This is a genomic window from Streptomyces sp. SAS_272 (assembly GCF_052543235.1).
Map to the genome: position 1 here is coordinate 1 of NZ_JBMNDR010000021.1, position 11,810 is coordinate 11,810.

At 70.3% G+C, this 11,810-nt stretch carries 13 protein-coding genes and 1 pseudogene; 6 read left to right on the forward strand and 8 right to left on the reverse strand.

Annotated features, from left to right (window positions below):
- Window positions 1-578: 578 nt before the first annotated feature.
- The 5 genes and pseudogenes from ACN6LD_RS14820 to ACN6LD_RS14840 form a co-directional block, all read right to left on the reverse strand.
- A pseudogene (locus tag ACN6LD_RS14820) lies at window positions 579-668 on the reverse strand (IS5/IS1182 family transposase); the annotation flags it as partial.
- Between the two features lie 160 nt (window positions 669-828).
- Entirely contained in the window at window positions 829-1,713 is an 885-nt protein-coding gene (locus ACN6LD_RS14825) for a hypothetical protein (RefSeq protein WP_445043393.1), read from the reverse strand.
- A gap of 184 nt (window positions 1,714-1,897) precedes the next feature.
- The gene (locus tag ACN6LD_RS14830) at window positions 1,898-2,641 is read right to left on the reverse strand and encodes a 2OG-Fe(II) oxygenase (RefSeq protein WP_445043394.1); all 744 of its coding nucleotides are present in this window, start codon (window positions 2,639-2,641) and stop codon (window positions 1,898-1,900) included.
- Between the two features lie 2 nt (window positions 2,642-2,643).
- Window positions 2,644-2,841, reverse strand: a complete 198-nt coding sequence (locus tag ACN6LD_RS14835) for a hypothetical protein (protein ID WP_319189359.1) — start codon at window positions 2,839-2,841, stop codon at window positions 2,644-2,646.
- 448 nt (window positions 2,842-3,289) lie between these two features.
- Window positions 3,290-3,901, reverse strand: a complete 612-nt coding sequence (locus tag ACN6LD_RS14840) for a glyoxalase (RefSeq protein WP_319189357.1) — start codon at window positions 3,899-3,901, stop codon at window positions 3,290-3,292.
- Between the two features lie 399 nt (window positions 3,902-4,300).
- On the opposite strand from ACN6LD_RS14840, the gene ACN6LD_RS14845 reads away from it, so the two are divergent.
- A complete protein-coding gene (locus ACN6LD_RS14845; RefSeq protein ID WP_445043395.1) occupies window positions 4,301-4,897 on the forward strand; it encodes a hypothetical protein in 597 nt (198 codons plus the stop codon).
- Between the two features lie 61 nt (window positions 4,898-4,958).
- On the opposite strand, the gene ACN6LD_RS14850 is transcribed toward ACN6LD_RS14845, so the two are convergent.
- The gene (locus tag ACN6LD_RS14850; RefSeq protein WP_445043396.1) at window positions 4,959-5,453 is read right to left on the reverse strand and encodes a PaaI family thioesterase; all 495 of its coding nucleotides are present in this window, start codon (window positions 5,451-5,453) and stop codon (window positions 4,959-4,961) included.
- 90 nt (window positions 5,454-5,543) lie between these two features.
- Here ACN6LD_RS14850 and ACN6LD_RS14855 point away from each other — a divergent pair, with 90 nt between their 5' ends.
- Window positions 5,544-6,011, forward strand: coding sequence for a winged helix-turn-helix transcriptional regulator (locus tag ACN6LD_RS14855; RefSeq protein WP_319189352.1), 468 nt, complete (start codon window positions 5,544-5,546; stop codon window positions 6,009-6,011).
- Between the two features lie 151 nt (window positions 6,012-6,162).
- Here ACN6LD_RS14855 and ACN6LD_RS14860 read toward each other — a convergent pair whose 3' ends face one another.
- Together ACN6LD_RS14860 and ACN6LD_RS14865 are read right to left on the reverse strand one after the other, a co-directional pair.
- Window positions 6,163-7,413 carry an Ig-like domain-containing protein gene (locus tag ACN6LD_RS14860; RefSeq protein ID WP_445043397.1) on the reverse strand — a complete coding sequence of 417 codons (1,251 nt, stop codon included), beginning with the start codon at window positions 7,411-7,413 and terminating at the stop codon, window positions 6,163-6,165.
- Between the two features lie 279 nt (window positions 7,414-7,692).
- Window positions 7,693-8,622 carry a LysR family transcriptional regulator gene (locus ACN6LD_RS14865; RefSeq protein WP_445043398.1) on the reverse strand — a complete coding sequence of 310 codons (930 nt, stop codon included), beginning with the start codon at window positions 8,620-8,622 and terminating at the stop codon, window positions 7,693-7,695.
- A 145-nt stretch (window positions 8,623-8,767) separates the two neighbouring features.
- Between ACN6LD_RS14865 and ACN6LD_RS14870 the strand changes: the two genes are divergently transcribed.
- From ACN6LD_RS14870 to ACN6LD_RS14885, 4 genes are all read left to right on the forward strand, one after another.
- Entirely contained in the window at window positions 8,768-9,793 is a 1,026-nt protein-coding gene (locus ACN6LD_RS14870) for a DMT family transporter (protein ID WP_445043399.1), read from the forward strand.
- 103 nt (window positions 9,794-9,896) lie between these two features.
- Window positions 9,897-10,085: a hypothetical protein gene (locus tag ACN6LD_RS14875; protein WP_319189344.1), complete on the forward strand. Its 189-nt coding sequence runs from the start codon at window positions 9,897-9,899 to the stop codon at window positions 10,083-10,085.
- Between the two features lie 197 nt (window positions 10,086-10,282).
- Complete coding sequence (locus tag ACN6LD_RS14880) at window positions 10,283-11,320, forward strand: FHA domain-containing protein (RefSeq protein WP_445043400.1); 1,038 nt, start codon at window positions 10,283-10,285, stop codon at window positions 11,318-11,320.
- Between the two features lie 14 nt (window positions 11,321-11,334).
- A complete protein-coding gene (locus ACN6LD_RS14885) occupies window positions 11,335-11,727 on the forward strand; it encodes a hypothetical protein (protein ID WP_319189341.1) in 393 nt (130 codons plus the stop codon).
- Window positions 11,728-11,810: the final 83 nt, after the last annotated feature.

The window sequence follows — 11,810 nt, forward strand, 5'->3', positions numbered from 1 at the left end:
AGGACGGCGGTGAAGTCTGCGTGGGAGAGGGTGAGAAGGGTTCCGGACGTCTCGGCGGTGACCGTGCAGTCGTGACGGGAGTCGGAGTCCGACAGGGAGGGTGGGCAACGAGCGGGCAGGATCACGGGTATCCGTCCACCTGCAGAAAGCTAGCCGCTGAACCTGCCGCATTCAGGGGGAGAGGGGATGCTTACCTCGAAACGGTGACAATCAGTTGAATGCGGTTTATCGGCCCGCAATGTGTCATCGCCCCGTCCGGGCAGCCGGGCAGCCGGGCAGCCGGGCCGTCTCCTGTCGTCCGACGGCTGCCGAAGTCCGGTCCGGGAGACCGCCGGAGCGGGCTGCACCGCGCAAGGAGACGTCGTCAGGGGTGGACGGTTGTTTCCGTTGCCCGGCGCGCAGCCCGTGCCGAGATCCGTCGGTCCAGTTGCTGTGCGGGAGCGACGCGACCCGTGCAAGAGGTCATCTCATTTGGCGAGTCTGCGGTAGCGGATGAGGGTGGGGGGCCGGGCTGGTGAAGGCGAGGAAGCGTTCGGCCTTGCGTTCGTCTCGGCGGTAGCCGGCGAGCCGGGCCATGGTCGTTCTATGGTCCAGCGGTGGCGTCCGAGCCGCTGCGAGGACTCGATTCCCCTGCGGGCGATGCGGTGGCGGATGCCGCGCTGGCGCAACCTCGCGGGCGCACCTTCTGGTGCTGCCGTACATCCTCGCCCGGGCCGCGACCGGCAGTCAGGCCGGAGGCGGACCGGGCCGCGGCCGGCACTCGGCACCTCGGTGCAGGGTGACCGCCGACGGCCCGCCACGGTGGTCATGGACGGAGCGCGGGCCCGGTCAGAACACGTCGGTGGTCCACAGGAGATGCATATCCCATGCGATGTCCAGGGATTCCTTCGCTCCCTGATACCACGCACGTTGCGCGGTGTCGTCCGGCACGGCGTGAAGGGCCGCGAGCACATCGGCCGGCATCCATGCTCCACCCCAGCGGCCCAGCCAGGTCCCAGGCGCCTCGGCGGGTTCCGGGGTCCGCGGTATGGCGTAGCCCTCGCTCCGGAGAATCTCCAGAGCGGTATCCCGTTGATTCCTCATCAGATGCTGCGGGGAGAAGATCCCGTAGGCATCCAGACTGATTCTGCTCCCGTTCAGGTAGGCCTCCCATGCCGCCTCCGCCGTGGGCTGATCGCGCCAATCGACCACGGGGATCTCCACGGAGGGCCGCGCCGCCCACGGGCCGCCGGTACTCGCGCGCACCTCCTGCGGTGCGGATCCCACCACGACGAATGCGAGCTCGTGGCACGGGACAGGGAGCTCGATGCTCTGTCCCGTCCCGCTGTCCCAGCTGGTCGTCATTCCCGCCGCGATCCGGACGATGTACTCGCCATCGTCAAGCCCCTCATGGGCGTCGAACAGTGCGCCCTCGAGTATCTCGGTCGGCACGCCGTCCCAGTTGAAGAACCTCCGGATCGGAGGGCCCCCCGTCGCAGAGACGATCTCGAAGTCGTAGTCGCCCGGGCTGCCCAGGTCGCGGCCGAGTGCGTAGGACGAAACCCGACAGGCAATACCGTCTTCCACCACGTAGGTCTTCCGGGCCAGACCGCAGGTGATGAACTTGCGACCCTCAGACGTAGGAACTCTCACCTCCAAGCGCGTCTGCATCAGGTGCAGGCCGTCCTGAGACACCGTCTCCACCCAATCGGTGTGGATCCTCCCGTCGGTCATGCCGCTCTCCCTGCCGTTCGGTGCGAGTGGATTCGATGCCCGGCCGCGGGGAGGGCTCGATGCCGTCCGGCCGGGAAATGGGCGATCACGGCGTCCCGGACGTCGGTCTCCGGGGTGAGGGACAACGCGACGGTGGCCTTGCCGCTGCTCAAAGCACATCTACGGGCTCGTAGAGCGCCGCTGCTCAAAGCACATCTACGGGCTCGTAGAGCACGTCGGTTCTGAGTATTGTTTTCGTACCCTCAAGAAGCGGGGCCGAGTCGTGAAGCGTCCGATGCCAGAAGAGGAGCGCATCGCCCGGTTCGGGGCGGTGGGCACTCAATATTTCCTCAGGCTTCGCTAGCCGCGGCCAGTCGGAGAAGTCACGTTGCGCAAAGGGAAGATCGTTCTGTTTATCGGCGATGAACCGCGTTTCTCCGCCCACGGCCTCATAAGACAGGTACACGACGACCGTCAGGAGAGTGCGCCTTCCGTCGGGGGCGAAATAGGGCGAATCGTAGTGCGGGACAATGAATCCGCCGTGTTCGTAAGTGATGAAGCGCATACGCGGATTGACGGCCGCCGGCCTCCAGGGCCTTCCGTCCGAATCCGTCGGATCGTCCGATCCCACTTCAAGCGATAGAAGCGTCCGCAGCCTGCGGTAGAATTCCGCCGCAAGGGATGTGGATTCGGCCGTGGCGCGGAGATGAGCGACCGGATCTCCCTCTGCATAGTTGGCGGCAATGCCGTCTCGACCCACCGGGGCAAAGCGCTGGGCGGCCAGTTCGGTCGCGAATGCCTCCACTTCGGCCGGAGTGAGAAAATGGCGAATCACCTTGGCGTTGGCCTTTGGGATCTCCGATTCGATCGGGGCCCATGAGTCATCGGCAGATATTCGGCTCAGCGCTTCTTCGGAGAGCTCAAAGGGATTTACCGGCATTTCGAACATGATCACTTCTCCGTGCTGAGGCCGTCGTCGATCCCAACGTGGCCGTGGGCCCCACAGCCCGGAACGGCCGCGGCCGGCGCATTGAGGTGGGCGGCGGGACCGAGGGCCGCGTACTTGTGCGCTCCGAGCCCGAGGAGGGACTCGAAGCCCGTGGAGTCAATGCCTGCAGGGAGCGTGGGCCACTGGGCGATTATCGTCACGATGACGATATTAGGTCGGGGTGAGCCCACAAAGCAAGCAGGACGTGCCCAACGCGGCGGAGAGGGCCGGGAGACGGTGCGGGGACCGGCTCAGGGGACTACCGAGGCGAGGTAGTCCCACGCGGCGCTGGTCGGCTTGCCGACCGACGGTCTGCGTCACGCCCGGGGGCGCGGCGCGAGGAGGCCGCGGTCACGCCGGGGTGAGCACCGAGCGGTGCCGGCGGCCGGAGAAGGGGCGCGTCGCCGACGCGTCCGGCGAGGCTGCGCCCACCGGTCGGGCTCGACTCCGGGTTGCGCACGAGCGGAGAAGGATCAGGCGGAAGGGCCCGGCACCCGTGGTGCGGGGGCGGTGGACGGCCGGCCGGGCGGCGGCGGTCCCGCGGGCGGAGTCGCTCGCCGGTGCAACCGTCCGTCGCGGGCGTCCGAGGCGCGTCGCGGTCGCGGAACCTCAGGCGTTGGGCTCCCAGACGAATCCGTCGGGGTCGGTGAAGGGCCCGGCGTCGCTGCCGATCGCGAGCCGGGACGACCCCGTCCCCTCCGGCGGTACGCCGGCGACCTTGGCCAGGCCGCGACGCCCGTACAGCGACAGCTTGACGGGGCTCGACGAGGCGTCGAACTCGACGTACTTGCTGCCGAAGCTCTTCGCCACCTTGAGACCGCGCTCTACGTAGAACTGCTTGCTCGCGGCCATGTCCGTCACGCCCAGCAGTACGACGATCTCGTCGATCTGCCGGCTGTCCGGGCCGGTGTCCTTCTTCGAGGAGCTCGCGATCTGCCAGACGGTTCCGTCCGGGGCCTGGAGGACGCCGCCGTAGCCCCACAACGACTTCTTGGCGGGCTTCAGCGCGGTGGCGCCGGCGTCGAGCGCGGTGGCGAAGAGGCTGTTGACGATCGACGGCTGGGACACCACGAGCGAGACCGTGAACCAGCGGAAGCCGGAGGTCGGCTCCTCCGACGCCCGCAGGCGTACCTCTTTGCCCAGGCCGAAGCCCTGCGAGTAGAAGCGCTCGGCGGCCGCCGGGTCGGCCACTTCCAGGGTGATGAAGTCGATGGAGGTCATGTCCTTCACGCTAGGCGTCCTCGGCGGCCGTTGCTTCTCCGATCCTGACCGATGTCGTCGGCAGGCCCGACCCACCGGCGACAGCCCGGCCGACGACGCTTCCGGCAGCCCGGCAGCCCGGCAGCCCGGCAGCCCGGCAGCCCGGCAGCCCGGCAGCCCGGCAGCCCGGCAGCCCGGCAGCTAGGCAGCCCGGCCACCGCCGCGGTCGGGCTGCCACTCGGTCACCCCTCGACCCACTCCGGCTCACCTCGACCCATGCCCCCGCCGTGCCGCTGCGAGCGCGGGTGCGAAGCGGCCTGCCCGCCAACCGGGCGAGCGGGGCGGCCAGAACGGCATGGTGAGCGGGCCCGAAGGGGCCGCGCCCGGAGACTGGTCGCCCGGCGCCAGGCAGGAGAGACCATGGACGACGGCAGCCCCCGCCGAGGCTCCCAGGGCACCGTGACCGCCGGCGCGGACCGCGGGGCCGGCAATCGGGCCGGGGTGCTGGGCACCGCCCTCGCCGGAGTGCTCGCCTTCGCGCTCTCCTCCGGCTCGTGGCAGTGGTTCTCCACCTACCTCGGCGTCACCCTGCTCGCCGTGATCTTCTCCTTCACCCGCCCGCCGGGCCCCACGCCCGGCGGGCGGTCCGAGTACGTGCGGGCCTTGAGCGCCTACTCGCTGGTCGTCGGCCTGTGCACGGCCCTCGCGGTGGCACCGGCCATGCAGCGCTGGGCCTGGTTCTTCCCGATGCCCGGCACCCGCGCCGAGTGCGCCCACCTGGGCAGCTACGCGGCGCTCCAGGCCCAGGCCGCCCTGGGCGACCTGGGCGGCCACGACAGCGCCGCGCTGGCGTACGCGCAGAGCGACCAGAGCCGGCGCGCCGTGAACGACTGCCTGGCATCCACCACGACGCTCTGGCTGCCCGTGTACGCGCTGGCGGCGGCCCTCCTGACGGCGCTCGGCTCCTGGCTCGTGTGGCGGATCGGCGCGCTTCGGCAGGCGCCACGTCTCCGGTGAGTGAGATGCGTCCTGCCCGTCGACGGCATGCGGCCGGCCCGGGGGAAGGCGGCGCGGCGCGTCAGTGGGGCGGGACGGGGAAGAGCATGCAGCTGCTGGTGGCGTGGGCCAGCAGCCGGTCCTCGGAGTCGCGCAGCTCCGCCTGGGCGAGCGCGGTGCGGCGGCCGCTGTGCAGGACGGTGCCGATGGCACGGATCTTGCCGGTGTCGACGGTGACCGGGCGCAGGAACTTCAAGGTCAGGTCCAGCGAGGTGTAGCCCGTGCCCTGGGGCAGCACGGACTGGACGGCGCAGCCGGCCGCCGAGTCGAGGAGCGTGGCGAAGACTCCTCCGTGGACGCTGCCGATCGGGTTGTAGTGCTCCTCGCCCGGCACCAGCGCGAAAACCGCCCGCCCGTGCTCGGCCTCCTCCAGGGTGAAGCCCAGCGTGGCGGCCACGGGCGGGGCGGGCAGCCGCCCGGCCAGGATCTCGCGGAGGAAGTCGAGGCCGCTGTGGTTCCCGACGGCTCCGGCCGAGACGGCCGGGTCCGACCACTCGAACGTTCGTGACCTGCGCATTCCCACTCCCTGGCATGGCTGACTTCTGTGGGCGAAGTTAGCTCTGCGATCCTCTGGCTGTCAATGACGAAGCCAGCCTAGGATGGGAGTATGAGGTGGCTGGAGACGAGCGCTGAGAACTGCACGGTCCGTCGCACCCTGGACCTGATCGGCGAGAAGTGGTCGCTGTTGCTGGTTCGGGACGCCATGAACGGCGTCCGGCGTTTCGACGACTTCCGGCGGCATGTCGGACTGTCCGAGGCCGTCCTGGCCGACCGGCTGCGCAAGCTGGTGGCGGCCGGGATCCTGGAGACCGTCGCCTACCGCGAGCAGGGGCGTCGTACCCGGCACGAGTACCGGCTCACCCGCAAGGGCTGGGATCTGTGGCCCGCGATGATCGCCCTCAAGCAGTGGGGCGACCAGTACACGGCCGACCCCGAAGGGCCGCCCTTGGAGGTGAACCATGTGGACTGCGGCGAGCCTCTGCGCGCGACGGTCGTCTGCGCGGAGGGCCACGGCCCGTTGAATCCTCGGGAGGCCCGTACGCGCCCGGGCCCCTCGGCGCTGCCCCTCGGCTGACAGGCCGGAAACCGCTCACGAGGCCGCGGCCGCTCGCGAGGCCGCGGACGCCCACGTGCAGTTTCCGGCCGGTGACCACGGACCCGGGGGGCCGGCCGCCGAGGCCGGGCTGCTGACGCCCGGGAAAGGGGGCCGGGAGCGTGGCGCGGTGTCAGCCGGTCGAGCTGCCCGCGATCCACTCGCTCCACGGCATGTTCCAGTCGCTGAGGCCGTTGTCCGGGGCCAGTTCGGTCTTGTCCTCGGAGTTCTTGACGATCACGACGTCACCGGTCAGCGAGTGGTCGAAGAACCACGCGGCGGGCTGCCTGTGGTTGCCGCCACCCCTGACGTCCCTCAGCCCCACGCATCCGTGGCTGGTGTTGACCTTGCCGAAGACCGAGTCGGCGCCCCAGTAGTTGCCGTGGATGAACGTGCCCGAGTCGGTCAGACGCATGGCGTGCGGCACGGCCTTGATGTCGTACGAGGGCTTGCCGTTCTTCTCGTTGAGGCCGACGCTCGCACCGTTCATGTGGATGTGGCTGAACTTCTCGGAGATCACCATCTGACCGTTGTACGTAGGGTGCTCGGCGCTGCCTGACGAGATCGGGACGGTTCTGATCGTCTTGCCGTTCCGGACGACGGTCATCTGCTTCGTCTTCGCGTCGACGCTGCTGATCTGGCTGCGGCCGATCGTGAACGTGACCGTCTTCTGGATGCCGTCCCGGGTGAGCGTGACGGTGACGGTGGAGCCGGGGTTCCAGTAGGTCTCCGGGCGGAAGTCGAGGCGGTGGTCGCCGAACCAGTGGCCGACGACCTGCTGGCCGCTGCTGGAGCTGATCTGGATCTCCGACTGCACGGCGGCCCGGTCGTTCACCGCTCTGTCGAAGGTGACCGACACCGGCATGCCCACGCCGACGGTCGAGCCGTCCTCGGGGGAGAGGTGCCCGATGAAGTCGTTGGCCCAGGAGACCGTGGTGATCGTGGCGTTGCCGCTGGCGGAGCGGCCCTTGGCGTCCTGTGCCTCAGCGGCGATCTGATACTCGGTGGCACGCTTCAGCGGGCCGTCCGGCTTCCAGGACGTGCGGTCCGCGGACACGGTGCCCGGGACCTCGGCCCCGGTCGCGACGGCGGTCATGGTCACCTTGGTGAGCGTGCCCTTGCCGACGGTGACACCGACCGGGTCATCGACGCCGACGTGGTGACTGCCTTGCCCGGGCGTGATCTCTATGCGGGCCTCGGAGGCTTCCACGGCGCCCTGCTTCGCCTGGGCCTGCGCCGATGCCTGTGCCGGTGGTGTGGCCCGGTTCCCGGCGTCGTCGGCGCCGGTGGCAGCGATGCTTGTACCGCCGAGGGCCGTGACCGCGAGCACGCCGCCAAGAACGCCGGTCGTAGCCACCAGTCCGGTGCGTCGTTTCCTCAGCATGATCAAACACTTCTCCCATGGCGCTGTCTCTGCGTCTGCGCTGATCACCCGAGAGGCGCAACCAGCCTTGAGACTACTTATAGACATGGCTATGTCCATAAATGGGTAAATTGTGGCGAAGGCCACGACGTGACTCGTTCCAGGCGCGTGGCGGCTGAGTGTCCGTTCGTGGACCGAGCGTCACCTTCCCCTGCCTCGGTTCTCCGCCCCGGGGAAGGCAGCCTGCTGCGCCGAGGCGGCCCGTCCCTTCAGGGCTGCGGCCGTCGCACCCCCGGCGCTTCAGCCGTTCCCGGCGCCCGTGTGCGCGTCCTGCGTGTCGGCGGCGACGGCTGCGTCCCGCAGGGCGTCCAGCAGGCCGCGCAGGGCGGGCTGTTCGAGGGCGATCTCCCGGACGGCCGCCGAGATCACCCGGACCGGTTCAGGGTTGCGGACCTGGCGTACGACGACGCCGGGGTGCTGGTTGCGCAGCCCGAGCCGCGGCATCAGGGCGACGCCGAGACCTGCCGCGACGAAGCCCTGCGCGGTGGCGTAGTCCTCGCTCTGGATGACGAAGTCGGGGCTGAACCCGGCCGCCGCGCAGGAGTCGACGACGGGTTCCAGGCAGGGGCCGGGGGGCTCGCTGCCGACCCACTGCTCGCCGGACAACTCGTGCAGGTCGATGACTTCGTTGCCCGCAAGCGGATGACCGATGGGCAGTACGGCGGCGTACGGGTCGTCGAGGAGGCGGACGAGCCTGAAGCCGTCGCCGGCGCGGTCCCGCGACTCGACCACCACCGACAAGTCGGCCAGGCCTCCCGCCACTTCCTTGAACGGGTCCTGCGGGTCGGCCAGTTGGAGGTCGACGCGGACACCGGGGTGCTCGGCGCGCAGTCCGGCCAGGGCGGGCGCCACCAGCGTCGAGCCCGCCGTGGCGAAGTACCGGACCGACAGCCGGCCGGTGCGTCCCGCGCGGAGGTCGGCGAGCGCGGTCTCCGCCTGGGCGACCGCCGCACTGATCAACGCCGCGTGCTCGGTGAGCAGCAACCCGGCCGCCGTGGGGCGCACCCCGCGGCCGACCCGCTCCAGCAGCGCCGTACCGGCCTGTTTCTCCAGCGCCGCCACCTGCTGACTGACGGCGGACGGGGTGTAGCCGAGGTGTGCCGCGGCTGCGGTGACCGTGCCACTCGTGACCACCGCGCGCAGGACCTGCAGTCGCCTCACATCAAGCATGAAGCACAGCTTAACAGTATGGGTAGAACCATTTGCTTGTCCTCAAAGCTTGGCTGAGGCACCTTCATTGGCAGGGATCGGGCAGGCCGGGGCGAGAACGACCGCCGGTACACCGGACCGAAGAGACGGAAGGGGAGGAGTCGCCATGAACGACGGCACTGGGGCGAGGAGTCTGTGGGGCGGATTGCGGGTGGCCGTGCTCGCCCTGCTCTGGGGCTCGACCTTCCTGTGGACAGAACTGGCGCTGCGCGGGCTCTCCCCGCTCCAGGTCACGTTCACGCGCTGCACCCTCGGCGCGCTCGTCCTCGTCGTCTCCTGCCGCGCATCGGGGCGCCGGCTGCCGAAGGGGGCCGCCGTCTGGCGGCACCTCGTCATCGCGGCCTTCTTCTGCAACGCCCTGCCGTTCGCCCTGTTCAGCCTGGGTCAGCAGACCGTGGACTCCGGGCTTGCGGGCGTCCTGAACGCGACGACCCCGCTCTGGTCGATCGCCCTCGGTCTGGCCCTGGGCTCCGAGCGCGGGCTGCGGCCCGTCCGGCTGGCGGGTCTCCTGCTCGGCTTCACCGGCACGATCGTCATCTTCGCCCCCTGGCGGACGGCCGGGGCCGACGGCTGGGGCGCCCTCGCCATCCTGGGCGCGGCCGCGAGCTACGCCGTGGCGTTCACGTACATGGGCCGCACCCTGGTCCGCAGGGGAACCCCCACGATCTCGCTGTCCGCCGCCCAGCTCGTCGCCGCGAGCGGACTGAGCGCCCTCGCGGTGCCCATCGGCGGTCTGGAGTCCATCGATCCCGGCCCGACGGTTCTGGTCGCGGCCGTCGTGCTCAGCGTCTGCTGCACGGCCGTCACCTTCCACCTCACCTACCGGATCATCAACGACGAGGGCGCGACCAACGCCGCGGTCGTCGGATATCTGCTGCCGGTCGTGTCCGTGCTGCTGGGCGCGGTCGTCCTGGGCGAGGACCTGAGCGTACGGGTGGTGCTGGGAATGGTCGTGGTGCTGGCGGGCGTGGGGATGACCCGGAGGCAGGGGACGGCGGCGACCGCCCAGGAGGCGACTGCTCAAGAGGTGCCTGCTGGCGAGGCGACTGCTCAGGTGGCGGCCGCGCCCCGGCCCGGCCCGGAGGTTCACCCGACCGACGGTCGGCGCCCCCTCTCGGGGAACCGCCGATGACCCTCGGGTGCGCCCGGCCGACCGCCATGGCGCCAAAGGCGTACTGCAGGTGGGACCCGCCTGAGATGATGGCAGAAACCCTCACAGGAACGGAGAGTGGAGCGTGCTCCTGCTCATACTGGCGGTCGTCTTGCTGCTTCTCGTCGGCGGCTGCGTCTGCGTCTACTGGGAGGCCCGGGGCGACGCCCCCCGCTGGGCACGTGGTGTGGCGAAGGCGACGCTGGTCGGCAGTGAACTGGCGCGCAGCACGCGCCGGAGCTCCCGCTCACGGCAGAGCGACGGAGACGACTAGGTTCTGTCGTCGGCCAGGACAAGGAGAGCTCGTCCGTGGCCTGCCCGGTCCGCTTCGGGGCGCGCGGATGCGGGGCATGACCGTCTCGTGCGCTGTGGGAGAGCATCGGCTTCCAGGAAACCGGCCCGTCGGGATATGAGGCGCTGCGGGCCGAGGGGGCGGGCGGCCGAACGCACTGCCGGGTTCCGTCGTCCGGGATGCTGTGGCAGGGCGGGGCCGATCGGCCTTTACTGGAAGGTGAGGATCACCGCAACAGGCGACCGACTCGTTTCGCCAAGGCAGGAGGTCTCGCCATGGACCCGCCTCTGCGAGAGCGCGACCTACCGCACCTCGTGGTCGACCGCCCGGACCGGCTGCGCGGCCGGGTCTTCCTCCTCGACGACCAGCCGACGCTCGTCGGGCGGGACTCCGACTGCCAGATCCAGGTGGGCGATCCGGGCGTCAGCCGACGGCACGCGGTGGTGTGGCGGGCCTCGGGCCGGACCACCGTCGAGGATCTCGCCTCCACCAACGGGACCATGCTGAACGGTCGCCCGGTGTTCGGGCAGCAGGTGCTGCACTCGGGCGACGTGCTGGATTTCGGGCCCTTGGAGGTGCACTACGAAGAGCCGCGCCTTGCCGACCGGACCGTTCAGGCCCCGAAGCCCACAGCCGGCGGCGCCTCGGCCACCATGCCGGGCTGGGGCCCCGCCCCTGAGCCCGGGCCCACGCCTTACGGCGCTCCCGCCGCAGGGCCGCCGCCACCCTCCGGTCCCCCGGGCCGCTCGGCGCCGCGCGAGGCCGGCCGTACGCCGCCCGGCGGCGAGCGGCGGTTCGACGTCGGGGCGCAGCAGGCCGACCGGCTGAGCAACGTCGCCGGGGACCAGTACAACTACGTTCAGCAGGCGCAGCGCGAGAGCTTTTTCCAGGAGATCGCCGCGACCCGCACGAGGGCGCGACACCTGATCGTGCTCGGCTTCCTGCTCTTTCTGGTCGGGGGCGGGATCTACGGCTGGGTGATCATTCGATTCATTACCAGGACCAACGACGATATTTCGTCGGGGAGTTCGAACTTCGACTCCTCCTCGGAGCTGCTCGGGCCGAAGGTGGCCGGGGTGCCGGTGGGGGCGGTCGGGTTCGCGATGGCGGCCATCGGGACGGTTCTGACGGTCATCGGGATCGTTCTGCACATCGTGACGACGTCCCGGCGCCGCCGCTTCGAGGATGCCGAGCGGCAGGCGTCCTGGCAGCGGTGAGGAGATGGGGAGCCATGGCCTTCAACATCGGCAACCAGCAGGGCGGCGTGGTCAACAACGTCGCAGGGAACCAGACCGTTCACGGTGGCCAGTCGGCCGTCTTCACAGCGGGCGGGCAGGAGGTGCGCGGCCTGGTCCGGGAACTGAGGGAGTCGATCGAGCGGACGGAGTTGCCACCGGCTGTCGAGCCCGAGGTGCGGGCCGAGCTGGACTCGCTGGACGAGGAGGTCGCCCGGTCGGAGCCGGATCGGGAGGCGGTGGCGGGCCGGCTCGGCCGGATCACCCGGCTGCTGTCCTCGGCGGGTGCGCTGGCCACGGCCGGCACCGGGCTGATCGGGCCGCTCGGAGCGCTCGCGGGCTGGCTCGGCGCACTCGGCCAGCCCATCTTGCGGGCGATCGCAGGTTGACGGGAGGAAGCTGACGGAGAGGGCCTTGACCCCGGATTGTCGGACGTCGGCCATGCCGACTCTGACCGAAGAGACAGAACCCG